Source organism: Amycolatopsis methanolica 239 (assembly GCF_000739085.1).
GTDB classification, from domain to species: Bacteria; Actinomycetota; Actinomycetes; order Mycobacteriales; family Pseudonocardiaceae; genus Amycolatopsis_E; species Amycolatopsis_E methanolica.
Genome location: NZ_CP009110.1, coordinates 6,671,978 through 6,695,687 on the forward strand (window position 1 = coordinate 6,671,978; position 23,710 = coordinate 6,695,687).

Below are 23,710 nucleotides of genomic sequence, written 5' to 3' on the forward strand. Positions count from 1 at the left end.
TACCACCGGGGTGAGGGGGATGCCGTGCCGGTGCGGATCATGTTCGTCCAGCTGAAGACCGGCTTCGACACCGATCGAGGGCCGTCGTGGATCGGGTGGGTGCGGTTTTCCCGCACGTGGCAAACTGCCTACTTCCACGGCCGGACGCTGCGGCGGTGGACCGGTCTGCCGAGCGCCAACTTCGTCGACGTCGAGACGGACGAGCTGTTCTGGCTCTCCGGACCGAAACGCGACCGGACGAACACTCGCTACGGCCCCGAGTTTTCGGGGGTCCAAGAGGACGCCCGGAAGGCCTCCGTGGTGAGCCGCTGCCGGGGCGGGAGGACGGTTAGCGCCGCCCGCGCGCGGTGCGGAACGTGCGGAAGCCCCGGCGGTGGTAGTTCGGCAGGGCGTGCGGGTGGTCGAGGTCCGAGGTGTGCAGCCACACGCGGCGAACGTCCGGGCCCGACTGCCACGCCTGCTCGACCGCGAGGGTCAGTGCGTAGCCGCCGATGCCCTTACCCACGTACTCCGGCACCAGGCCGAACGTGGTGATCTCCACTTCGCCGTCGCCGTGGGACTGGTAGTCCGCCAGGCCGGCGATCTCGCCCAGGTGGCGGATCAGCACGCAATGGCGGCCCTCGCGGGCCAGGTACCACTCCCAGTCGTCGTCGGACCAGCGGGAGCTCGGCCAGTTGTACGGCTCGCCGATCCGCACCGTCGTCGGGCGGACCAGTGGGGCGTCGGCGGGGATGGGCTCCACCGCGACCCCGGGCACGGGCGGCGCCGGGCGCAGGTCGGCGGGGCTGGTCATCTCGAGGTGGGTGACGATCTCTTCCACCCGGCCCAGCATGCCGACCGCACCCACCACACGCGACCTATTTCTGGCCGTACCCGCGCAGTTTCTCCACCACGTGCGCGATTTCCTCAAACGGCAGCAGCCGCGGGTTGCCCGCGGAACGGGCGAGCAGCCACACCTGGCAGAGCCACTCCAACTGCTCGGCCCGGCTGTACGCCGCCGCCAGACCGTCGCCGTACGTGATGGTTCCGTGGTTGCCCAGCAGGCAGCCCCGGCGACCCTCCAGCGCGGCGAGCATCGACTCCGCCAGCTCCTCCGTGCCGTACGTCGCGTAGCGGGCGACCCGCGCGGACGGGCCGATCGTTGCCAGCATGTAGTGCACCGCGGGCACCTCGTCGACCAAAGTGGACACCGCGGTCGCGTGCACCGAATGCGTGTGCACGATCCCGGTGATCGGCGCGCCGTCCGGGTCGGCCGCCTTCGTGTACACCGACAGGTGCATCGGCATCTCGCTGGTGGGCCGCAGCTTGCCCTCCACAATGGCCCCGTCGAGCGCGACCACCGGGATATCCTCCGGCGTCAGCACGCCGTAGTCCACCCCGGTCGGCGTCACCGCGATCAGCTCGCCCGAGCGAGCGGAGATGTTGCCGGAGGTGCCGACCACCAGCCCGTCGGCGGTCAACCGCCGCGCGTACTCGCACACCGCTCGCCGTTCGTCGGCCAGGATCACAGTCGCCACAACCCCCGCGCGGCGGTCAGCGACGCCTGGTAGTCCGCGTAACCGCTCTGGTAGAACTCGACATTTTCGGGCACCGGCGACACGGTCCGCGAGCTACTCGCCCACAGCTCCGCGTCGAACGGCTGGTTCAGCGCCTCGGCCGCGACCAGGACGGCACCCCGCGCCCCGACACCCGGATCGCTCGGGATCACGATCGGGCGACCGAGCACGTCGGCGAAGATCTGCGTCCACTCGGCGGAGCGCACCCCGCCGCCGCACGCGTACAACCGGCCGGACAGCCCGGCCGCGTCGAAGCAGTGCCGTGCCGCGTAGGCGATCGACTCGCACAGCGCACGCACCACGTCCGCCCGCCCGTGCTCCAGGCTCAGCCCGGCGAACTGCGCCCGCGCGGACGCGTCGACGAACGGCGCCCGCTCACCGGACGCGGACAGGAACGGCAGCGCCCGCACCCCGGCGGCCCCGGGCGGGCTCTGCGCGAGCAGCGTCCCGATCTCGGTGACCTCGATGCCCAGCAGACGACAGATCCAGTCGATGCTCGCGGTACCGACCATCGCCGGCATCGCGTGCAGGTACTCGCCGGGCGTCGGCGTGGACAGGAACATCCCGGCCGGCTCACCCTCGCCGTCGAACTCGGCGTTGTCGGTGAGCACCTGGCAAGCCAGTGTGGTGCCGGCGGTGAGGATGCCGTCGCCCGGCGCGCGCACCCCGGCGCCGATCGCGCTGGCAGGCAGGTCGAACGGGCCTGCGGTGACCGGCAGCCCCTCGGGCAGCCCGAGGAGTTCGGCGCCACGGCGGTTCAGCTTGAACACGGCCTTCGGCGGCGCCGGTTCGGCCAGCAGATTCCGCCGGTGGGACAGTCCGACTGCGGCGATCGCGCCCTCGTCGTAGCGGCGGGTCTTCGGGTCGAGGAACGGCAGGGACGCGTCGGACACGTCGACCGTGATCTCGCCGGTCAGCCGCTGCACCACGGCGTCGACGCAGTACCCGGCCACCGCGGCGCGGTCCAGCACCTCGGGTTCGTGGGTGTCCAGGTAGGACAGGACGGCGGCCGCGCAGCCGGGGAACATGCCCGAGCCGGTGCGCCGGAACACCTCCCGCGACACCCCGTCGGCCTGCCACTTGGCGAGCAGCGCGTTGGCCCGGCCGTCGAGCCAGGAGATGGCTGGCCGCACGGCGTTGCCGTCCTCGTCGCGGAGCCACACGCCGTCGCCCTGACCGGTCAGCGCCAGCGCGGTGACCGGGGCGTCCAGCTTCGCCGCGACCTCGCGCACGACGGTCGCGACCGTGCCGACGACCTGGTCGAGGTCCTGTTCGACCCGGCCGCCAGGCAGGTGGTGCACCTCGGACGGCGTGCAGGCCTGGTGCAGCGACACCCCGGCCTCGTCGAACACGACGGCCTTCGTCAGTGAAGTACCGATGTCGACGCCGATGATCATCGCAGCACTTCCGGGTTCGCGACGTTCGCCAGCTGCTCCCCACGGGCGTAACGGCCCACCTCGGCGGCGACGATCCGCGCGGCCCGTTCCGCCGTCTGGCGGCTGGCACCCGCCAGGTGCGGCGTCGCGATGACGTTCGGCGCGTCCCGGAGGGCCCAGTCCGCGGGCGGCGGCTCGACGTCGTAGACGTCCAGCGCGAGCGCGCCCAGCCGCCCGGACTTCAGCAGGTCCGGCAGCGGCGCGTAGTCCAGCAGCCCACCGCGAGCGGAGTTGACCAGCACCGCACCATCGGGCAGCAGGGCAAGGCGCTCGGCGTTGATCAGGTGGCGCGTCTCGTCGGTCAGGCGGGCGTGCAGGCTGACCACCGCGCTGCGGCGGAGGAGGTCGTCCAGCTCGACCAGCTCGGCCCCGTCCGCCGCGATCTGCTCCGGCTTCGCGTACGGGTCGGCGACCAGCACCTTCGACCCGAACGCGACCAGCACCTTGGCCACCCGCGAGCCGATCGCGCCGTAGCCGACCAGGCCGACTGTGGTGCCCTCCAGCTCCAGCCCGGCGTTCGGGTAGGCGTAGTAGTCGCCACGCCAGGTGCCGCCGAGCAGCTCGGCCGACGAGGTCGAGATGCGGCGCATGGCGGCGAGGATCATGCCGATCGCGAACTCGGCGGCGGCGGTCGCGTTGCGGCCAGGCGCGTAGGTGACCGCGACGCCGGCCTCGGTGGCGGCCGCGAGGTCGACGTTCACCGGCCCGCCCCGGCACACCGACACGAGCTTCAGCTCGGGTGCGGCGGCGAAGACCTTCTTGGTGAACGGCGCCATCTGGGTGACCGCGACCTCGGCCCCGGCCAGCGCCTCGATGACCTGCTCCTCGGTGCCGCTCGCCTCGTGCACCCCACCGACCGGGCCGAACGGCTCGACCGGCCAGGGCAGCGACAGCTCACTGAATTCGGGCTCGGTGGCCAGCTCGGCCCGGACCGCGTCGGCAAGCAGGTTGTTGCCGACGAACTCGTCTCCCGCGCAGAGAACGCGCACTTCTGGCTCCTCCTTGAACCGCCGGGCCTCAGCCGGCCGCGTGGACCTGTTCGTATTCGGTGATGTGTGCGACCTTGGCCGCGCTCGGCGAACCCGGGTCGAACGTGTACCCCAGCCACTCGGTGACGATCTTCTTCGCCAGCTCGGCCCCGATCACCCGGGCGCCGAAGGTGATGATCTGGCAGTTGTTCGACTTCACCGACCGCTCGGCCGAGTATGAATCGTGCGCGACCGTCGCACGCACCCCCGGCACCTTGTTCGCCGAGATCGCCACACCGATGCCGGTGCCGCAGACCAGGACGCCCCGGTCGGCCTCGCCGTTGGCGATCTTCTCCGCGGCGGCCAGGCCGAAGATCGGGTACGCGCGGTCGTCGTCCGGGCTGTCCACGCCCAGGTCGATCACCTCGGTGACCCGCTCGTCCTTCGCCAGCAGGTCCCGCACCTCGTTCTTCAGCAGCACGCCCGCGTTGTCCGCGGCCACCACGACCCGCATCAGTGCCCCTCCTTGCCCAGAACTTCCCCGATCGCCGTGACGATCAGGGCGAACGAGGTCGCGCCGGGATCGGCGTGCCCCTTGCTGCGCTGCGCCAGCCGGGCCGCGCGTCCCTTGGCGGGCACCAGGTCCGCGGTCTCCTCGGCGGCGAGCGTGGCCGCCTGCGCGGCCTCGCGCCACGCGTCCGGCAGCGCGGCGCCGGCCGCGGCCTGCTTGCGCAGCGCCTGCCGGAACGGCTCGATCGCATCGAGCATGGTCTTCTCGCCGAGCTCGGCCTTGCCCAGCTCGGTGAACGCGCGTACCGCGCCGTCGACCGCGTCCGCGACCACCGAGGTGGTGATGTCGTCCACCCGCAGCCCCGCGCCGGTCTCGGCGAGCAGCACGCCGTACAGGGCGCCGGACGCACCACCGGCGGCGTCGGCGAGCGCGGTCCCGGCCGCCAGCAGGGTGTCGGCCACCGAAGACCCGGCGGCCTCCCGAGCGGCCGAGACGGCGGCCCGCATCCCGCGGGTCATGCCGAGGCCGTGGTCACCGTCGGCGGCGACCGCGTCCAGGCGGCCCAGCTCGGACTCGTTGTCCTCGATGCGGCGCATGGCCGCGGTCAGCAGGCGGTCGACGAGCTCGACCCCCTCACCCTCCGGCCTGGCCAGCTGCTTGTCCACTGTGGACGACAGCTCGACCGGCCCCAGGATCGCCCCGCCGCTGCGGTAAGCCGGGGTGTCGCACGGCGCGCCGTACAGCTCGGCCAGCTCGTCGTCCAGCACCAGCACCGACAGCGAGACCCCGGCCATGTCCAGCGAGGTGACGAACTCGCCGACCTCGGTGTGCACCGGGGTCAGCCCGGCGTCGGCGAGGCGCTCGTGGATCCGGGTGTAGGTCACGAACATCTCTTCGTACTTGGTCCGGCCGAGGCCGTTGACCAGCACTGCGACGCGGCCGTCGCCCCGCGGCAGCTCGGGTAGCAGGCCGTCGACCAGCTCGTCGGCCAGCTCCGCCGCACCGAGGCGGCCGACGGTGCGCACCCCCGGCTCGCCGTGGATGCCGAGGCCCAGCTCCATCTCGGACTCGCCCACGGTGAACAGCGGCTGGTCGGCACCCGGGAGCGTGCAGCCGCCGAAGGCGACGCCGAACGTGCGGGTGTGCGCGTTGGCCTTGACCGCCGCCGCGTGCACCGCGTCGAGGTCGTCACCCCGCTCGGCAGCAGCGCCCGCGACCTTGAAGACGATGAAGTCGCCGGCTACCCCGCGGCGCTTCTCCGGCGCGTCCGCCGGTCCGCTCGCGATGTCGTCGGTGACCAGGATGGTGCGACTCTCGATGCCCTCCGCGGCCAGGCGGCGCGCGGCGAGGCCGAAGTGCAGGACGTCACCGGCGTAGTTGCCGTAGGCGAACAGCACCCCCGCGCCACCCTCGGCGGCGCGGGCCGTGCGGTAGACCTGCTCGGCGCTCGGGCTGGTGAACACGTCACCGACCACCGCCGCGTCGGCGAGGCCGGGCCCGACCAGGCCGGCGAAGGCCGGGTAGTGGCCGCAGCCGCCGCCGATGACCACGGCGACCTTGCCCCGCCGGGGCACGTTCCGGCCGAGCACGCCGTACGCGCCGGGCACCTTGCGGACCTCGCGGCCGTACGCGGTGACGAAGCCGTCCAGCCAGTCCCGCTTGAACGTCGCGGCCGTTCCCAGCGTGGTCATGAGCGCACCAGCTCCCCGGCGAGGTAGGCGAGCAGCAGCTTCCGGACGTCGTGGTTGGACTCCGCGACCTGCGCGGCCAGCTCCAGCGCGTCCGGCTTCGGCGGGTAGGCCGGGTTGGGCAGTGCGATGACGGTCAGCCCGGCGGCCGCGGCAGCGCGGATGCCGTTGCTGGAGTCCTCGACCCCCAGGCACTCCTCGCCGCGGAAGCCCAGCCGGGACGCCGCCTCGGCGTAGACGTCCGGGCTCGGCTTGCCGCGCGGCACCTCGGCGCTGGACACGGTGGCCGAGAACTCCCCCGTCAGCCCGTGAGTCTCCAGCACCGCGTCGATCACCCGGCGCGCCGCCGAGGACGCGAGCGCGACCGGGACGCGGGCCGCCACGTCGCGCACCATCGCGTCGGCGCCGTCGAGCAGCGGGGCCTCGCCGTCGGCGATCGACTTGATCATCCCGTCGACCACGGCCTTCTCGACCTGCTCCGGGGTCTCCGGGGTCCCGCTGCGCTCCGCCAGGTACGCGGCCCACTCGGGCGCGCTCATGCCCTGGACGGTGGCGGTGTCGGCGGCCGTCCACTCGACACCGTAGGCCGCCGCGTAGGCGACCCAGTTCTCCTCCCAGAGGTGTTCACTCTCGACCAGGACACCGTCGAGGTCGAACACCACCGCGGCGAAACCCATGCAACAACCCCTTTCACGCCGTTGATGTTAAATTAACACCGCTGCCGAGATTTGTCACGGGAGGTCCAATGGGAACGCGGTTGCTGCTGGTCCGCCACGGCGAGACCGAATGGCACGCGGAGAACCGCTACGCCGGCACCAGCGAGGTGGGCCTCACCGAGCGGGGCCGCAGGCAGGCCGAAGGGCTCGCGGCATACCTGAACAGCGCCGGCGAGCCGGTCACCGCGCTCTACCGGTCGCCGCAGGGGCGCGCGCAGGTCACCGCCGAGCCGTCCGCGCGGGCGCTCGGCCTCGAGCCCGTCGTGCTCGACGAGCTGCGCGAGGTGCACTTCGGGATCGCCGAGGGCAAGGTGCTGTCCGAGCTGGATCCGCAGGTCGTGGCCGCGTTCCGGGCGGATCCGGTGGCCGGCGCGTTCCCCGGGGCCGAGCCGACGGCCGAGGCCGCGCGCCGGGGAGCGGCGGCGCTGCGCGGCATCGCGAAGCGCGAGAACGGCGGGCGGGTGCTGGTCGTCGCACACAACACGCTGATCCGGGTCACGCTCTGCGAACTGCTCGGCATCCCGGTCCGCGACTACCGCCGCGTGTTCCCGCGCCTGGAGAACGCGGCCATCACCGAGATCGGGATCGACGGCGACGCGACGAGCCTGCGGCGCTTCAACCTGCCCACGTCCTAGCCTTGTCCCGTGGAAGACAAGTCCAGCGGGAGCGCGCGCTCCCGTAACATCCGGCAGCAGCGCATCACCGACTACGTCGTGAAGAAGGGCCAGGCGTCCGCCGCGGAGCTGGCCGAGCTGACCGGCGTGAGCGTGATGACGGTGCACCGCGACCTGGACGAACTGGCCCGGCGCGGCCTGCTGCGCAAGTACCGCGGCGGGGTCTCCGCGCAGCCGTCGACGGTGTTCGAGAGCAACACCGAGTACCGGCTCAACGCCCACGTCGAGGCGAAGGCGGCGATCGCCGAGAAGGCGTTGTCGCTGGTCGAGCCCGGGATGTCGATCCTGCTGGACGACTCGACCACCGCGCTCGCACTGGCCAAGCTGCTGCACCAGGTCACGCCGCTTACCGTGGCGACGAACTACCTGCGGATCATCGAGGTGCTCAAGCAGGTCGACGACGTGCGCCTGATCGGGCTCGGCGGCGACTATTCCGCGACCCACGACTCGTTCCTCGGCATGCCCTGCCTGGAGGCCGTCGAGCGGCTCACCGTTGACGTGACGTTCGTGTCGACCTCGGCGATGAACGCGGAGATGACGTTCCACCAGGAGCCCGAGATCGTCATGGTCAAGCGGGCGATGCTGGCCAGCGCGGAGATCCGGGTGCTGCTCATGGACTCCAGCAAGATGCCGCGCACCGCGCTGCACCGCCTGGCCGAGATCGAGGACTTCCACCACCTCGTGGTCGACTCAGCCGTGTCCGCATACCTGCTCGACCAGTACGAGGACCAGACGAACGTGCTCGTCGCCGAGGTCTGATCGCATCACACTCTTGCGTGTTAATTTCACGTGCTCCATGATAACTTGGGTTTCGCACACTCATGGAGGCGTGATGACGCAGACGGCAACATCGAGGTTGTCCCAGCCGGACAGGGGGTTCGGGGGGCTTCTCGCCAGGTGGGGGCTACCGGCCCCGTTGTTCCTCGGGTACGTCGGCCTGTTGCTGTTCATGGTCGGCGACGGCGTGGAGTCCGGGTTCATCGCACCGTTCATGGCCGACCACGGCGCCGGGGACGAAATTCACGCGTCCTATGTGATCACCGCGTACGGCGTGGCCGTGATGCTCGCGTCCTGGCTGTCCGGCGCGTTGTCGGAGCTGTGGGGGCCGCGCCGGGTCATGTGGATCGGCCTGGCGATCTGGCTCGTGTTCGACGTGCTGTTCCTCGCCGTGGCGGTGCCCAGCGAGAACTACCCGCTGATGCTGATCACCTACGGCATCCGCGGCTTCGGGTACCCGATGTTCGCGTTCGGGTTCCTGGTGTGGATCACGGCGGTGGCCCCGGTCGCGCGGCTCGGCGCGGCGGTCGGCTGGTTCTACTTCGCGTTCACCGGCGGCCTGCCCACGCTCGGCTCGCTGGTCGCGAGCTTCACCAACCCGGCGCTCGGCCACTACGGCACGCTGTGGCTGTCGGTCGGCATCCTGGCCGCGGGCGGTCTGCTGTGCGTGCTCGGGGTTCGGGAGCGCACCGGGTTCACGCGGCTCGCGCCGGAGGGCGTCAAGCCGGTGCAGAGCCTGGTGTCCAGCGTGTCGATCGCGTGGAAGAACCCGCGCGTGGGCGTCGGGATGATCGTGCGGATCATCAACACCGCGCCGGAGTTCGGCATGCTGGTGTTCTTCCCGACGATCTTCGCCGACCAGATCGGGTTCGGCGAGGGCCGATGGCTGCTGCTGGTGTCGGTCATCTACGGCACGAACATCTTCTTCAACCTGATCTTCGGTGTGGCTTCGGACAGGATCGGCTGGCAGCGCACGATCTTCTGGTTCGGCGCGATCGGCTGCGCGATCTCGATCCTGCTGCTGTACTTCGTGCCGACGTCGCTGGGCGCGGACTACTACTGGGTGGCTCTGCTCGTGGGCGCGCTGTACGGGGCGACGCTGGCCGGGTTCGTGCCGATCTCGGCGCTTTTGCCCTCGCTCGCGCCGGAGAACAAGGGCGGCGCGATGGCGTTGCTGAACCTGGGCGCCGGTGCCGCCGCGTTCGTCGGACCGGCGATCGTCTCGCTGTTCCTCGGCCCGGCGGGCGCGGCCGGCGTGGTGATCATCTTCGCCGCGCTGTACATCGTGGCGGCTGTGCTCACCCGGTTCCTGAAGCTGCCGGAGGCCACGCGGAAGGCCATCGACGAGGACGTCAGCTTGCAGGACGTGACGGCGGTCCGCCCGTGACGGTTGTCGGTGTCGACGTCGCGACCGCGGGGGTGCGTGCCTTCGCGGTCGGCGGCGACGGCTCGGTGCGGGCGACGGCTGCCGAGCCGTTGCCCGCACCGGTCCGGGACGAGTCCGGCCGCAGCGAGCAGGACGCGCGGGCGTGGTGGCCCGCGGCGGAGTCGGTGCTGCGGCGGGTGGCCGCGGAGATGGCCGAGCCGGTGCGGGCGGTCGCGGTGTCGGCCACCTCGGGCACGATCGTCGCGGTCGACTGCCGGGGCGAGCCGCTGGGCCCGGCGCTGATGTACGACGACCGGCGCGGCGCGGACGACAACGCGAAGGCGGCGGAGGTGGGCGCGCAGCGGTGGCACGAGCTGGGGATGAGCGTGTCGCCGACGGCGGCGCTGGGCCGGATCAACTGGCTGCGCCGCGCCTACCCGGATGCCGCCGGTGTCCGGCACACGCCCGACCTGATCGGTGAGAAGCTCCTCGGCCGTCCGGTGGCGACCGACTCCTCGCATGCCCTGAAGAGCGGGTACGACCCGTTGCGCGAGGAGTGGGCGGCCGAGGTGTTCGACTTCGGGGTGGACTGGCTCCCCGAAGTCGTGCGGCCGACGGCCGTGCTGGGCGAGTTGCCCCGCCCGGTCGCCGGCCTGCCCCAGGGCTGCCTGGTGGTGGCCGGCATGACCGACGGTTGTGCCGGCCAGCTGGCGACGGGCGCCGTGACGCCGGGCCGTTTCGCAGGCATCCTCGGCACGACCTACGTGTTGAAGGGCGTGACCGAACACCTGGTGCGAGACCCGTCCGGGGCGATGTACAGCCACCGCCACCCGGACGGCTGGTGGCTGCCCGGCGGAGCGTCGAACACCGGCGGCGAGGCGGTGGCCGGTGTGCCCAACCTCGCCACGCTGGACGAAGAGGCAGCACGGCGCGGCCCGGCGCGAGTGGTGGCCTACCCCCTGAAGCGCGCGGGTGAGCGCTTCCCGTTCGTCACGCCCGACGCCCGGGGCTTCGTACTGGGCGAGCCGCGGGACGAGGTGGAGCTGCACCGCGCCCGCCTGGAGGGCGTCGCCTTCGTGGAGAGGCTGGCGTTGGAGCGGTTGCGTGGGCTGGGGGTGCCCGTGACCGGCCCGCTGGTGGCCGCGGGCGGGGGCAGCAAGAGTCCGTTGTGGACCCGCATCCGGGCGACGGTCAGCGGAATGGAACTGCGAGTGTCACCCCAAGCCGAAACCGGCTACGGAGCAGCGATGCTCGCAGCCGCAGCGGTACTGCCGGGGGGACTGACCGAAGCGGCGGCAATGATCGGCGGAGAAGAATCGGTAGTTGAGCCGGACGCGGCGGAACAAGAGCCGATGGAAGAGAACTACCAGCGGTTCAAAGAGGAATTGAAGAACCAGGGCTGGCTTTAGCGGCACACCCGGAAGCCGGGGCAAGCTGGGTCAGGCGAACCGGAAGCCAGAGGTGCTTTGACAGCCTAACCCGAATACCGGGGCTAGCCTGACAGGCAGAACCGGAAGCCAGGGCTAGCCTGACAGGAAGAATCGGACGCCCGGGGCAGGCCCGACTGGCAGAACCGGAGGCCGGGGCGGTTCTAGCAAGCAAATCCGGAAGGCAATCTCTTTCGGCCTAGCCACCGAAACGCAAGCCAGCGACGCAACGAAACCGACTACCCCAACCAGACCTCCCCCGCCCCCGATCCACAGCCGATCTTTAGTCGCCGACCAGGCGTGTCAAGGTACTCTTTCCCGCCTTGACACACCTGCTCGGCGACTGAAACACAATCAGGCATCGGGGGCGGGGGTGGTCGTAAGGTGACCTTGCCAGCGCCGTGAGGCGCTTTTCCCGCGCGACAGCGCGGGTTTAAAGATCAAGAGATGTCCTCGCCGGACGGGCAGGCTCCGGGATGACAGAAAAGCACTTCACCTCACCTTGGGTGGGTGGCTGGGTGCAAAAAAAGAAGCGCCGGCGCGCAAAAACGCGCCGACGCCTCTTCAAAAACCCCGTCAGGCGACCGGCGTCCGGTCGTCCGCGGGAACGAGCGTTTCCAGTGCTTCCTGCAGGGCCGAGTGGGTGGCGGTGAGGCGCTCGGTGACCTCGCGGCGGAACTCGAACGCCTCGGTGCGCGCGTGCTGCGCCTCGGAGAGCTGGCGCTCCGCGTCGGCGACCAGGGTGCTCGCCCGGGTCTCCGCCTCGGAGGTCTGCTTCGCCAGGCGCGACTCCGTCTCGGCGGTGATCTTCGCCAGCCGGGTCTCGGTCTCCTCGGTGTCCTTGGCGATCTTCGCCTCGGTGTCGGCGACCAGCTTGGCCAGGCGCTCCTCGGTCTCCCGGGTGTCCTTCGCCAGGCGCTCCTCGACCTCCTGGGTCTTCCGGGCCAGCGCCGTCTCGACCTCTTCGGTCTTGCGGGCCAGCGCGGTCTCGACCTCTTCGGTCTTGCGGGCCAGCGCCTCGCCGGTCTCCTGTTCGGCCTTCGCACGCGCTTCGGCGGCTTCGGCGTCCAGGCGGGCGCGCTCCTCGGCGGCCTCCTCGTTCAGGCGCGCGATCTCGGCGCGGGCCTGCTCCATGAGGTTTTCGTGCTCAGTGGTGAGCGCGGTGTGCCGCTCCTGGAACTCCAGCTCGAGGTCGTCGCGTCGCTTGGCGAGCTCGGCCTCGCGCTCGGCGACCATCTTGTCGGCGGCCTTGCGGGTGTCCAGGTCGTACTTTTCGGCCGCGGCGCGGATGTCGTCGGCCTGCGCTTCGGCGCGGTTCTTGAGCTCGGCGATCTCCTCTTCAGCGAGCGTCATCATCGTGCGGACGCGCTCGGTCATCGTCGCGGCGCTCGACGGGTCACTCGCCATCCGCGACAGCGCCTGCTTGGCCTCGCTCAGCTCCTGCTGGGCGTAGGACAGGGCACGGGTCAGCTCGGCGACCGACGAGAGGGCCTCGTCGCGGGAGACGGCCGTCTCCTTGAGCTCGGCGTTCAGCTGGGCGAACTTCTCGTCCACCGGCGGCCGGTCGTAGCCGCGGAACACGAGCGGGAACAGGGGATTACCAGCGATGGGATCTTGGGACTCGGCAGGAGGCATGCGGGCACCTTAGTGCTATTGGACCTGGGTTTCCATACTTTCGGGTGACACATTATCGAAGATCAACTGAATCCGGTCCGCGCCTCCCGCCAAACGGCTGGGATACGGTTCGGCGGTACTCGCGAGGAGGGGCCGGTGCAACTGCAGGAGATCGTGGCCGACCTGGCCGAACACTGGCCGCTCTACGTCTCGATGCCGTTCATCGCCGCGCTCATCGGCTACGTGACCAAGCGTGTGGCCATCGAGATGATGTTCCGGCCGATCGAGTTCATCGGGATCCGGCCGTTCCTCGGCTGGCAGGGCGTGCTGCCTGCCAACGCCGAGCGCATGGCGGCCACCGCCACCGACATGCTCACGAACAACCTGGTCGACCCGAAAGAGATCTTCGCCAGGCTCGACCCGGACCAGCTCGCCAAGGAGATCGAGCAACCGCTCCTGCAGGTGGTCGAGGAGATCACCGAAGAGGTCATGGAGCAGTACCAGCCGCGCCTGTGGGAGGCACTGCCGAGCGGCGCGAAGGAACTGCTGCTGCGCCGCGTCCAGGCCGAGGCCCCCAAGGTGATCGCGAAGATCATGCGGGAGCTGTCGGACAACATCGAGGACGTCCTCGACCTCAAGAACATGGTCATCACCAACCTGGTGCGCGACAAGAGCCTCCTCAACCGGCTCATCCGGGACATCTCACGACCCGAGATGCGGTTCATCGCGAATTCCGGGCTGGTGTTCGGCTTCGCCCTCGGGTGCGTCCAGCTGCTCGTGTGGGCGCTGACCAAGTCGCCGATCGTGATGCCGCTGTTCGGCCTCGGCATCGGCTGGTTCACCGACTGGCTCGCCCTCAAGATGATCTTCCTGCCGCGTGAGCCGCGCGAGTTCTTCGGCCTCTACACCTGGCAGGGCGTGTTCCAGAAGCGCCGCGACCAGGTGGCCGCCGACTACGGCGACATGATCGCCCGCGAGATCATCACCATCCCGAACCTGCTGGAAGCCATCCTCAAGGGCCCGAAGGCCGACCGGCTGTTCCACCTGATCGGCCGCGAGGTGCAGCGGACCATCGACGTGCAGGCCGGCGTCGTGAAACCGCTCGTCGCGGCCGCGGTGGGCACGCGCAAGTGGCAGGAGATGAAGCAGGCCGCGGCGCTCAAGGCGGCGGAGCGGGTGCCGGACACCATCCGGTACGCCGAGGAGTACGCGGTCAACGCCCTGGACGTGCGGAACACGATCGTCGACCGCATGCGGCAGCTGTCCCCGATCGAGTTCGAGGAGCTGCTGCGGCCCGCGTTCCGGCAGGACGAGTGGAAGTTGATCGCCGTCGGTGCGATCATCGGCGGGCTCGTGGGTGAGCTCCAGGCGATCCTGCTCCTCCACTAATCTCGCGGCCAGGATCTACGAGGGGGTGGCCGGATGGACGGGGTGCTGGCCGACTTCGCGCAGCACTGGCCGCTCTACACCGCGATCCCGTTCATCGCCGCGCTCATCGGTTACGTCACCAAGCGCGTCGCCATCGAAATGATGTTCCGCCCGCTGGAGTTCGTGGGTATCCGCCCGATCTTCGGCTGGCAGGGCGTGGTGCCCAAGCACGGCGGCCGGATGGCGGCCATCGCCACCGACCTGCTCACCGCGAACCTGATCGACCTCGGCGAGGTGATCGGCCGCGTCCAGGCGGACCGCCTGGTGCGGGAGATCGAGCAGCCGCTGCTGCGGGCCATCGACGACCTGGCCCGCGACGTGATGGCCAAGCACCACCCGCGGCTGTGGGAGTCGCTGCCGCCGATGGCGCAGGACCTGATCGTCAAACAACTCCAGGCCGGCTCGCCGAAGCTGGTTCGCGAGCTGCTGGACGAGGTCCGCGCCAACCTCGACGGCGTGCTCGACGTCAAGCACATGACCGTCGAGCGGCTCACCCGCGACCGCGCCCTGCTGGTGCGACTGATCCGCGAGACGTCCCGGCCGGAGATGGCGTTCATCGCCCGCTGCGGGATCTACTTCGGATTCGTCCTCGGCATCGTGCAGGCGGTGGTGTGGGCGCTGACGAAGAACCCGTGGGTGCTGCCGGTGTTCGGCGGCGCCATCGGGCTGTTCACCGACTGGCTGGCGATCAAGATGATCTTCCTGCCGCGCCGTCCGGTGAAGATCGGGCCGATCACGCTGCAGGGCAAGTTCCAGCGCCGCAAGGCCGAAGTCGCCCGCCAGTACGGCGAGATCATCGCCCGCGAGGTGCTGACCGTCGCCAACCTCCTCGACGAGCTGCTGACCGGCCCGCGCGCCGACCGGCTCGCCGCGCTCGTGCGGCGCGTGGTGGCCAGGGCCGTCGACGAGCAGGTCGGCCTGATCCGGCCGCTGCTGTCCGCGGCGGTCGGCGGCGAGCGGCTACGTGAGATGACCGCGACCGCGGCGGCCGGGTCGCTCGCGCAGATGCCGTACCTGCTCCGGCAGGCCGAGCCGTACCTGGTCGAGGCGATGGACCTGGCGAACATGGTCGAGCGGCGGATGCTCGCGCTCACGCCCGAGGAGTACGAGAACCTGCTGCGCCCGGCGTTCCGCCAGGAGGAGTGGAAGCTGATCGCGGTGGGCGGTGTGATCGGGTTCGTCGTCGGTGAGTTGCAGGTTTTGCTGATGCTTCACTAGGTGAACGGTTAACGTGTGCGCGTGGCGCACGAACCGCAGCAGCTCCCCGCGGTGCACGAGGCGTGGCTTCCCCGCGAGCACTCCCTGCACCGGCCCCGGCACGGCGGCCGTCAGCTCACCGCGTTGATCAGCGCGATCGTGTTCTTCACGACCCCGGCGCTGCTGTGGGTGTTCGGCGCGCGCCCCGCCGAGATCGAGAACCGGCACCTGGCGAGTTTCCCCAGCCTCGGCGACGGCTGGGCGTTCTTCACCAGCCTGCCCGGCTGGGCCACCGACCAGCTCACCTTCCGCAGCGCCGCGATCGACGCCGCGGACTGGATCAGCCGCACGTTCTTCGGCGAGACCCCACCACGGGACCAGGCAGGCACCACCGAGACCGGTCCCCTGCCCGGCAGCCCGCCGCCGACCCAGACGCAGGGCACGGACGACCAGCCCACCACCTCCGGACCGCTCGACCAGGCCGGCTACCGGCAGGTCATCGAGGGCCGCGACGGCTGGCTGTACTTCGGCTACGACGCCGAAGCCAAGTGCTCCCCGGTCCGGATGCTGTCCGACACGCTGGAGCGGATGAACCGGCTGCGCACGATCATCGAGGCGTCCGGGCGCAAATTTGTCTGGGTGGTGGCGCCGGACAAGTCCACGATGGTCCCGGAGAACCTGCCGTCCAGCTACCCCGGCCGGGAGTGCCACCGGGCCGCGGAGGCGCCAACCTGGCAGCAGATCGACGCGGCTGGCGCGGTGGACCTGCGGCCCGCCCTGACCCAGGAGGCGCGGCGCGTCAACCGCCCCGTCTACCCGTCCAACGACACGCACTGGACCGACGAGGGCTCGCTCGTGATGACCCGCGCGGCCGCCGAGGCCGTGCAGCCCGGCATCACCGCGACCTGGCAGAGCAAGCAGGTCGGCGCCTACACCGTCGCCGCGGACCTGCCGCCGCTGCTCGGCAAGAAGGCCGACAAGACGAACGTGCTCTACGACCTGCGCCCCGACGGCATCGTCGACCGGGCCGGGCAGACCATCGCCGACATCGAGACGCCGTCGTACCGGTTCGCCTCACCGATGTCCTCGACGGTGAACGAGAAGACCCTGTTCTACGGCGACTCGTTCACCAAGGCGTCCTCGCGCTACCTGGCGGCCGGGTTCGCGAACCTGACGATGCTCGCCTACTTCACCCCGAAGACGAGCCGGGACCAGGCGATCGGGATGTTCACCAACTCGGACGTGATCGTGCTGGAGACCGTGGAGCGCAGCGTCTCCAGCGGTCAGCTGCCGTTCCTCACCGACGAGTTCCTCACGGCGCTGCAGGCGCAACTGCAGGCGAGTCCTCGGTGACGCGGGCCGCCCGGTCGCGCAGGTAGGCGACCAGGCGGCAGACCAGGTAGATGGTGAACGCGATCGCGGTGACGAACGCGCTCACCGGTGCGCCCGGCGCGAGCGACAGGACGATCCCGCCCAGCGCGGCCGTCTCGGCGAACACGACGGCCAGCACGGTGGCCTTCCACGGGCTCGCGGTCAGCCGGGCGGCCGCGGCCGCCGGCGTCACCATCATCGCCACCACCAGCAGCGCACCGACGATCTGCACCCCGAGCGCCGTCGCGACGCCGACCAGCACCGCGAACACGACGGACAGCGTGCGCGCCGGGACCCCACGCGCGGCCGCGACGTGCGGGTCGACGCTGGCGAACAGCAGCGGCCGGTAGATGAAAGCCAGCACCGCCAGCACCACCAGCGCGGCGATGACCAGCACGATGAGGTTGGTCGTCTCGATCGACACGATCTGGCCGACCAGGATGCCGAACTTGTTGGCCGCGCGGCCCGGGTAGAACCACAGGAACAGCACGCCGAGGCCCAGGCCGAAGGACAGGATCGCGCCGATCACCGAGTCGCGATCGGACTCCCGCCCGCCGAGCAGGCCGAGCAGCAACGCGGCGATCACCGCGCCGGCCAGCGCCCCGAACTCGACGCCGACGCCGAGCAGCAGCGCGCCTGCCGCACCGGTGAAGGCCAGCTCGGCGGTGCCGTGCACGGCGAACGACATCCGGCGGGTCACGATCAGCGGTCCGAGCACACCGGCGACCAGCCCGAGCACGGCCGCGGCGAGCAGGGCGGTCTGCACGAACGGCAGCCCGAGCAGCTGCGCCGTCAGACCGAAGTCGAAGAACTTGTCCATGTTCAGCGGGAACCTTCGGTGCTCACGAAACGCGCTCGTCCAGGTGGTGGGGTTCGTCCTCGCAGACCGCGCTGCGCGCGCCGGCCACGTGGATCTGGCCGCCGACGCGGACCACCTCCACGCGGGCCCGGTACAGCTCGGACAGCGTCTCGGAGGTCATCACGACCTCCGGCGGGCCGATCCGGAACCGGCCGTCGACCAGGTACAGCACCCGGTCCACATAGGGCAGGATCGGGTTGATCTCGTGGGTCACGAACAGCACCGCGGTGCCGGCTTCGCGGCGGCGGACATCGATCAGCTCGCTCACCGCGCGCTGATGCGCGAGGTCCAGCGACAGCAGCGGCTCGTCGCACAGCAGCACGTCCGGCTCGCCGACCAGCGCCTGCGCGACCCGCAGCCGCTGCTGTTCACCACCGGAAAGCTTGCCAACCGGCTGCTTCGCGTAGGACTGGGCGCCGACCGCGGCCACGGCGGCGGACACCCGCCGCCGTCGCTCGGCGAGACCCCGCAGCCCGGTGCCCCACCGGTGGCCGTCGAGCCCCAGCCCGACCAGGTCGACCCCACGCAGCGTGAGCGCTTCGGACATCGCCCGCTGCTGCGGGACGTACCCGACCGGGTGGTCGCTGTTGATGCGCACGCTGCCGCGCGAGAGGTGCTGCAGACCGAGCAGCACCTTCAGCAGGCTGGTCTTGCCCGATCCGTTCGGGCCGAGCACGGCGACGAACTCGCCGGGCTCGACCGAGAGGTCCAGCCCGGACCACAGCGTGCGCGCACCGAACGCGAGGGTCGCGCCGGAGATCTCAACCGCAGGGCTCAAGAGTTCAGGGCCTTCGCCAGGTCGTCGACTTCGCCGGTCATCCAGGCAATGTAGTCCGTCGTCCCGGCGGGCAGCGTCTCGGTCACGCCCACCACGGGGATGCCGGCTCGGTTCGCCTCGCCGACGACCTGCTCGGTGACCGGAGTGGTGGTCTGCTCGTTGTTGATCAGGGCCTTGACCTGCTTGCCGGTGATGAGCGAGTTGAACTCGGCCAGCGCGGCAGGCGGGACGTCGGTCTCCTCCTCGACGGCCTCGGAGAACTCCTCCGGGGTGGCGTCGGTGACCCCGGCGGCCTGGATCAGGTAGTGCGCGACGGGCTCGGTGACCAGGACCTTGGTGTCCGGGTGGCCGGCGCCGATCTGCCCGGCCTTGCTGGTGAGCTGGTCCAGCTGAGCCTTGAAGTTCGTCGCGTTGGTGCTGAAAGTCTGCGCCGCCTCCGGCTTGATCTGGCCGAGCTGCGCGGCCACCAGATCGGCCACCTTGGCGACGGTGGCGAAGCTGTACCAGACGTGCTCGTTCTCGTCGCCGGTCGCGCCGATCTCGTACGCGTTGAGCTTGCGGGCGTTCGCCGCCTGGTCGGCGAGCTTGCCGAAGAAGTCGTCGTAGCCGCCGCCGTTAGCGAGGGTCAGCTGCGCGTTCTGCGCGGCGATGGCGTCCTCGGGGGTGGTCTCGTAGGAGTGCGGGTCGGCGCTCGGGTCGTCGATGATCGAGGTGACCGCCACCTGGTCGCCGCCGACCGCGGACAGCACGCTGCCCCAGACGTTGGTGGACGCGACGACGTTGATCTTGCCCCCGGTGTCGCTCGCGGTGTTAGTCCCACCACAAGCGGTGAGGCCGAGTACGAGGGCCGTCGCGGCGGACGCGAGACCGATCAGGCGGGGGAAACTCATCGCGAGCACTCCTGAAGTACGAGGTGGGACGCATGGTCGGAACTATTGGAAACGGTTTTCGAGTTCACCTTACCTGAACGGGTGACGATCGCACCGCCTCGGTTGCCCCCGCCTGAACGTCACGTTGCGCAGTGGCGCACGCCGCACGGACGGCGTTCGACTTCACGACTCCGTTCTGAACCGTTACGGTTCCCCCATGGGGCGTCCTATGCGCATGAGGCGACAGGCGACGTTGGCGTCGCTCGCCGCGGAGCTCGGCGTGTCTCGGACCACCGTGTCCAACGCCTACAACCGTCCGGACCAGCTGTCGCCGGAACTGCGCAAGCGGGTACTGGAGACCGCCCGGCGCCTGGGCTACCCCGGCCCCGACCCGGTGGCGCGGTCGCTGCGCACCCGCAAGGCGGGCGCCGTCGGCCTGCTGCTCACCGAGAACCTGTCCTACGCCTTCCGCGACCCCGCGGCGATCGGCGTGCTCGAAGGCCTCGCGCTGGCCTGCGAGGACGCCGGTGTCGGGCTGCACCTGGTGCCGGCCAGCCCCGGCCGGGACGACGTAGCCGCGGTGCACCGCGCCGGTGTCGACGGTTTCGTCGTCTACTCGGTACCGGACGACGACCCGCACCTGGGCGCCGTGCTGGCCCGCCCGGTGCCGACGGTGATCATCGACCAGCCGCGCATCGAGGGCGTCGACCGGGTGGGGCCGGACGACACCTCGGCGGTCACCGCGCTCGCCGAACACATCATCCAGCTCGGCCACCGGCAGATCGGCGTGCTGTGCATGCGGCTCGCACGCGACCGCAACGACGGGTTCGCCTACCTGGACCGGCAGCAGAGCGCGCACTTCCACGTGCAGCGCGCCCGGCTGGAGGCGCTGGCGAAGGCGTTCGCGAAGGTCGGGGTCGACTGGTCGACGGTGCCGGTCGTGGAGCGCTTCGAACACACCGTGGACGACGGCGCCGCCGCGGCCCGGCACCTGCTCGACGCGCACCCGCAGGTGACCGCCCTGATCTGCACGTCGGACATCCTCGCGCTCGGCGCGCTGGCGGAGGCGAACCGGCGCGGCCTGCGAGTGCCCGCGGACCTCACGGTGACCGGGTTCGACGGCATCGCCGAGGCGGAGCGCGCCGGCCTGACCACGGTGCACCAGCCGGTGCTGGAGAAGGGCCGCGCGGCCGGCAAGCTGCTGCTGTCCTCCGGCGACCACGTCAAGCCGCGGATCATCACGCTCAACACGCAGCTGCGGATCGGCACGACGTCCGCGCCGCCGCGCACCCTGGAGCAGCACTGGTTCGGGCCGTGATCTCTCTCATTGCGGGGGGTTGATGGGTCCGGTGGAATGAAATCCGGACACAACCCGGGAGGCATTCTTGACCGCGATCGACACCCTGCTGCAGCGCAACACGCAACTGACCGACCCCGTGCTCGGCGACCGTTCCACCGCCAGCCCGTCGATGAAGATCGCGATCCTGACCTGCATGGACGCGCGCATCCGCGTGTTCGAGATCTTCGGCCTGATCCAGGGCGAGGCGCACATCCTGCGCAACGCCGGCGGAGTGGTCACCGACGACGTCGTCCGGTCGCTGTCGCTGTCGCAGCGCAAGCTCGGCACCGAAGAGGTACTGATCATGCAGCACACGGGCTGCGGCCTGTCGACCGTCACCGAGGACGAATTCAAGGACGAGCTGGAAGAGGCGGGCGGCGTCCGTCCGACGTGGGCGGTCGAGGCGTTCCGGGACGTGGAGGACAGCGTGCGCCGGTCGATGCGGCGCGTGCGGACCAGCCGGTACCTGCCGCACACGGACAAGGTGCGCGGCTTCGTCTACGACGTGTTCACCGGTAAGGTCACCGAAATCCAGGACAACTAGTCTGGGCGCGTGCCCATCGACTCCGAACTGCTGATCGACTGGTTCGACTCGTGCGCCCGGGACCTGCCGTGGCGGCGTCCGGAGTGCACGGCCTGGGGTGTGCTGGTCAGCGAGATCATGCTGCAGCAGACGCCGGTCGCGCGGGTCGAGCCGATCTGGCACGAGTGGCTCGCGCGGTGGCCGGTGCCGTCGGCGCTTGCCGCGGCGAGCCAGGGCGAGGTGCTGCGGGCGTGGGGCAAGCTCGGCTACCCGCGCCGGGCGCTGCGGCTGCACGCGGCGGCCACGGCCATCGCCACCGAGCACGGTGACGTGGTTCCGTCCGATGTGGACACCCTGTTGTCGTTGCCCGGCATCGGGGCATACACGGCGCGGGCGGTGGCGGCGTTCGCGTACGGCAAGCGGGCGCCGGTGGTGGACACGAACGTGCGGCGCGTGGTGGCCAGGGCGGTCCACGGCGCGGGCGACGCGGGGCCGCCGTCGAACACGCGCGACATGGCCGACGTGTCGGCGATCCTGCCGCTGGACGAGGCGCGCGCCGCGCGGTTCTCGGCGGCGTTGATGGAACTGGGCGCGGTGGTGTGCACGGCGCGTTCGCCGCGTTGCGCGGACTGCCCGGTGTACGCGGACTGCGCCTGGCAGAAGGCCGGCCGCCCGGCGTACAACGGCCCCGCGAAGGCGACGCAGAAGTACGCCGGCACCGACCGGCACGTGCGCGGCCTGCTGCTGGACGTCCTGCGGGGCACCGCGGAACCGGTGTGGAAGGCGAGCCTGGACGTGGTCTGGCCGGACACCGGCCAACGGGACCGCTGCCTGGATTCGCTGCTGGTGGACGGTCTGGTGGAGCAGACCGCGGACGGCCGGTTCGCGCTGCCGGGCGAACACAAGTAGGTCAGCGGCGGCTGTCGATCTTCAGGTCCCCCGTGGTGACCTTCCCGATGTGGTCACTGGCGAGCAGGGCGGTGGTCCGAGCGCCGATGATCGGCGCCGTGACACCCGGGTTCCGCAGCGTCCAGGCGAGCGCGACCTGCGCGGGGGGGTGCACTCCAGCTCCGCGGCGACCTCCTGCACCACGTCGGCGATGGCTAGGTTGCGCTCGGTGACCAGGCCCAGATCGGCGTTGAAGCTCCTGCGGGTGCTCTCCCCGGAGCCGTCGTCGCGGCGGTACTTGCCGGTCAGCACCCGGCTCGCCAGCGGTAAGTACGGGACCACCCCCAGGCCCAGCTCGCGTGCCATCGGGATCAGGTCGCGTTCCCCGGTGCGCTCCACCAGGCTGTACTCGATCTGCAGCGCGACGATCGCCGACCAGCCACGCCGGAACGTGGGAAATCGCCACGTGCAGGACCTTGCCCTGCCGGGCCGGCTCAGCGTCGTGCACTTCGTCGCCAGCACGAGGCTTTCCCGGTTGTCCCGGGTGAATTCCCCCAGCAGGCGCTCGGAGCTGCCGTCGGTGTAGGTGCCCGCGGTGTCGATGAAGTTGCCACCGCGCCCGACGTAGGTGTCGAACAACTTGCGCACGTCGTCCGGCTCCGCGCCCCAGCCCCACTCCGTGCCGAAGGTCGCCGTGCCCAGCGCCAGCGGCGAGACCCGCAGGCCGGAGCGGCCCAGCAGGCGGTAGGTGTCGAGGGTGAGGGGCATCGTGTCCTCCAGTGCTCGTGATCCGTTGCCGTGGAACGAGTCTGTGGGCACGGCGAGCCGGGGTAAGGGAACCGGTTTCCTGGGAACACCGTCCTACCCCGGCTGTTGGATTTGTCCGTGATCACTCGCGCCGTGGACCCCGCGCAGGAGCTGGCCACGTTCCTGCGCAACCGCCGCGAACGGCTGGAGCCACGCGATGTCGGCCTGCCGCCGAGGCGGCGGGCCCGGCGGACCCCGGGCTTGCGCCGGGAAGAGGTCGCCGAGCTGGCGGGGATCAGCGTCACTCCGTCGTGCGGCTGGAGCAGGCCCGTGGGCTGCGACCATCGGCGGACGTCGTGGACGCGCTGGCCCAGGCTCTGCGCCTGGCCCCCGACGAGCGCACCTACCTGTTCGACCTGACCCGGCAGCGCCCACGCGAGGCCGGCGAACCCGCCATCGCCGCCGCGCCGCAGCTGGCCCGGCTGGTCGAGGACCTCGCCCCGCTGCCCGCGATGCTGATGAACCACCGCTACGACATCCTGGCTTGGAACGGCGAGATGGCGAAGCTCCTCCTCGTTTTCGACACCCTCCCGCCGTCGCAGCGCAACGCGATGTGGTTGTGCGTGCTGCACCCGAAGACGCGTGAGCTCTACGTCGACCGCGAACGCGTTGTGCGGGAGGGGATCGCCCACCTGCGCGCGGCCTGGGCGGCAGCATCCGGACGACCGGGCGCTGACGGACCTGATCACCGAATGCACGAGGCGAGACGCGGACTTCGCGCGGTGGTGGGCGGAGCGGGACGTCAAGGTCGACGGCCGCGGCCACAAGGTGGTGCGGCATCCCGAAGCCGGGGACATCGCCCTGCAATTCGAAACGCTCCGCCACTTCGCGACGCGGAACAACTGCTGGTGATCTACCGTCCCGCGGACGACGAGAGCCGGTCGGCGCTGGAACGCTTGAGCCGCTTGTGACGCGCGC

22 protein-coding genes and 1 pseudogene are annotated in these 23,710 nt (G+C 70.7%); 11 read left to right on the forward strand and 12 right to left on the reverse strand.

What is annotated here, in order from left to right; all coding sequences use genetic code 11:
• Positions 1-328: 328 nt before the first annotated feature.
• Genes AMETH_RS32615 through AMETH_RS32645 form a run of 7 tightly spaced genes read right to left on the reverse strand, consistent with a single transcriptional unit; the run spans position 329 to position 6,836 of the window.
• The gene (locus AMETH_RS32615; protein ID WP_223842996.1) at positions 329-847 is read right to left on the reverse strand and encodes a GNAT family N-acetyltransferase; all 519 of its coding nucleotides are present in this window, start codon (positions 845-847) and stop codon (positions 329-331) included.
• Between the two features lie 10 nt (positions 848-857).
• Positions 858-1,508: a class II aldolase/adducin family protein gene (locus tag AMETH_RS32620; protein ID WP_017985386.1), complete on the reverse strand. Its 651-nt coding sequence runs from the start codon at positions 1,506-1,508 to the stop codon at positions 858-860.
• Positions 1,505-2,953 (reverse strand): FGGY-family carbohydrate kinase, encoded by a 1,449-nt coding sequence (locus tag AMETH_RS32625; RefSeq protein ID WP_017985387.1) that lies wholly within the window; start codon positions 2,951-2,953, stop codon positions 1,505-1,507. The genes AMETH_RS32620 and AMETH_RS32625 overlap by 4 nt, the downstream gene beginning before the upstream one ends.
• Positions 2,950-3,981, reverse strand: coding sequence for a 2-hydroxyacid dehydrogenase (locus AMETH_RS32630; RefSeq protein ID WP_017985388.1), 1,032 nt, complete (start codon positions 3,979-3,981; stop codon positions 2,950-2,952). The genes AMETH_RS32625 and AMETH_RS32630 overlap by 4 nt, the downstream gene beginning before the upstream one ends.
• Before the next feature lie 28 nt (positions 3,982-4,009).
• A complete protein-coding gene (locus AMETH_RS32635; RefSeq protein ID WP_017985389.1) occupies positions 4,010-4,474 on the reverse strand; it encodes a ribose-5-phosphate isomerase in 465 nt (154 codons plus the stop codon).
• Complete coding sequence (dhaL, locus tag AMETH_RS32640; RefSeq protein ID WP_026153577.1) at positions 4,474-6,162, reverse strand: dihydroxyacetone kinase subunit DhaL; 1,689 nt, start codon at positions 6,160-6,162, stop codon at positions 4,474-4,476. Before dhaL ends, AMETH_RS32635 begins: the two co-directional genes overlap by 1 nt.
• Positions 6,159-6,836 carry an HAD family hydrolase gene (locus AMETH_RS32645; RefSeq protein ID WP_026153578.1) on the reverse strand — a complete coding sequence of 226 codons (678 nt, stop codon included), beginning with the start codon at positions 6,834-6,836 and terminating at the stop codon, positions 6,159-6,161. Before AMETH_RS32645 ends, dhaL begins: the two co-directional genes overlap by 4 nt.
• Positions 6,837-6,904: 68 nt before the next feature.
• Here AMETH_RS32645 and AMETH_RS32650 point away from each other — a divergent pair, with 68 nt between their 5' ends.
• The 4 genes from AMETH_RS32650 (at position 6,905) to AMETH_RS32665 (ending at position 11,101) form a co-directional block, all read left to right on the forward strand.
• A complete protein-coding gene (locus tag AMETH_RS32650; protein ID WP_017985391.1) occupies positions 6,905-7,510 on the forward strand; it encodes a histidine phosphatase family protein in 606 nt (201 codons plus the stop codon).
• A 9-nt stretch (positions 7,511-7,519) separates the two neighbouring features.
• Positions 7,520-8,308 (forward strand): DeoR/GlpR family DNA-binding transcription regulator, encoded by a 789-nt coding sequence (locus tag AMETH_RS32655; RefSeq protein WP_017985392.1) that lies wholly within the window; start codon positions 7,520-7,522, stop codon positions 8,306-8,308.
• A 73-nt stretch (positions 8,309-8,381) separates the two neighbouring features.
• The gene (locus tag AMETH_RS32660; RefSeq protein ID WP_026153579.1) at positions 8,382-9,713 is read left to right on the forward strand and encodes an MFS transporter; all 1,332 of its coding nucleotides are present in this window, start codon (positions 8,382-8,384) and stop codon (positions 9,711-9,713) included.
• Positions 9,710-11,101: an FGGY-family carbohydrate kinase gene (locus tag AMETH_RS32665; protein ID WP_017985394.1), complete on the forward strand. Its 1,392-nt coding sequence runs from the start codon at positions 9,710-9,712 to the stop codon at positions 11,099-11,101. The genes AMETH_RS32660 and AMETH_RS32665 overlap by 4 nt, the downstream gene beginning before the upstream one ends.
• Before the next feature lie 594 nt (positions 11,102-11,695).
• Here AMETH_RS32665 and AMETH_RS32670 read toward each other — a convergent pair.
• Positions 11,696-12,754, reverse strand: coding sequence for a coiled-coil domain-containing protein (locus AMETH_RS32670; RefSeq protein ID WP_223842997.1), 1,059 nt, complete (start codon positions 12,752-12,754; stop codon positions 11,696-11,698).
• Positions 12,755-12,889: 135 nt separating this feature from the next.
• On the opposite strand from AMETH_RS32670, the gene AMETH_RS32675 reads away from it, so the two are divergent.
• The 3 genes from AMETH_RS32675 to AMETH_RS32685 are packed head-to-tail and all read left to right on the forward strand — an operon-like array spanning position 12,890 to position 16,711.
• On the forward strand, positions 12,890-14,122 hold the full coding sequence (locus AMETH_RS32675) for a DUF445 domain-containing protein (protein WP_017985396.1): 1,233 nt from the start codon (positions 12,890-12,892) through the stop codon (positions 14,120-14,122).
• Between the two features lie 33 nt (positions 14,123-14,155).
• Positions 14,156-15,379, forward strand: a complete 1,224-nt coding sequence (locus AMETH_RS32680) for a DUF445 domain-containing protein (RefSeq protein WP_017985397.1) — start codon at positions 14,156-14,158, stop codon at positions 15,377-15,379.
• Positions 15,380-15,400: 21 nt separating this feature from the next.
• The gene (locus AMETH_RS32685; RefSeq protein WP_026153580.1) at positions 15,401-16,711 is read left to right on the forward strand and encodes an alginate O-acetyltransferase AlgX-related protein; all 1,311 of its coding nucleotides are present in this window, start codon (positions 15,401-15,403) and stop codon (positions 16,709-16,711) included.
• Here the strand turns inward: AMETH_RS32685 and AMETH_RS32690 are convergent.
• Genes AMETH_RS32690 through AMETH_RS32700 form a run of 3 tightly spaced genes read right to left on the reverse strand, consistent with a single transcriptional unit; the run spans position 16,671 to position 19,256 of the window.
• A complete protein-coding gene (locus AMETH_RS32690; protein ID WP_017985399.1) occupies positions 16,671-17,549 on the reverse strand; it encodes a metal ABC transporter permease in 879 nt (292 codons plus the stop codon). The two genes, AMETH_RS32685 and AMETH_RS32690, sit on opposite strands and share 41 nt — an antisense overlap.
• A gap of 22 nt (positions 17,550-17,571) precedes the next feature.
• The gene (locus AMETH_RS32695; RefSeq protein WP_017985400.1) at positions 17,572-18,366 is read right to left on the reverse strand and encodes a metal ABC transporter ATP-binding protein; all 795 of its coding nucleotides are present in this window, start codon (positions 18,364-18,366) and stop codon (positions 17,572-17,574) included.
• Positions 18,363-19,256, reverse strand: coding sequence for a metal ABC transporter solute-binding protein, Zn/Mn family (locus AMETH_RS32700; RefSeq protein ID WP_017985401.1), 894 nt, complete (start codon positions 19,254-19,256; stop codon positions 18,363-18,365). The genes AMETH_RS32695 and AMETH_RS32700 overlap by 4 nt, the downstream gene beginning before the upstream one ends.
• Before the next feature lie 196 nt (positions 19,257-19,452).
• Here AMETH_RS32700 and AMETH_RS32705 point away from each other — a divergent pair, with 196 nt between their 5' ends.
• From AMETH_RS32705 to AMETH_RS32715, 3 genes are all read left to right on the forward strand, one after another.
• Entirely contained in the window at positions 19,453-20,553 is a 1,101-nt protein-coding gene (locus tag AMETH_RS32705; RefSeq protein WP_026153581.1) for a LacI family DNA-binding transcriptional regulator, read from the forward strand.
• A gap of 67 nt (positions 20,554-20,620) precedes the next feature.
• Complete coding sequence (locus AMETH_RS32710; protein ID WP_017985403.1) at positions 20,621-21,118, forward strand: beta-class carbonic anhydrase; 498 nt, start codon at positions 20,621-20,623, stop codon at positions 21,116-21,118.
• Positions 21,119-21,127: 9 nt separating this feature from the next.
• Positions 21,128-22,006 (forward strand): HhH-GPD family protein, encoded by an 879-nt coding sequence (locus AMETH_RS32715; RefSeq protein WP_017985404.1) that lies wholly within the window; start codon positions 21,128-21,130, stop codon positions 22,004-22,006.
• A 21-nt stretch (positions 22,007-22,027) separates the two neighbouring features.
• On the opposite strand, the gene AMETH_RS32720 is transcribed toward AMETH_RS32715, so the two are convergent.
• Positions 22,028-22,753: an aldo/keto reductase gene (locus AMETH_RS32720; protein ID WP_323806971.1), complete on the reverse strand. Its 726-nt coding sequence runs from the start codon at positions 22,751-22,753 to the stop codon at positions 22,028-22,030.
• 117 nt (positions 22,754-22,870) lie between these two features.
• Here AMETH_RS32720 and AMETH_RS32725 point away from each other — a divergent pair.
• Positions 22,871-23,703, forward strand: a pseudogene (locus tag AMETH_RS32725) (helix-turn-helix transcriptional regulator).
• The last annotated feature ends 7 nt before the right edge of the window (positions 23,704-23,710 follow it).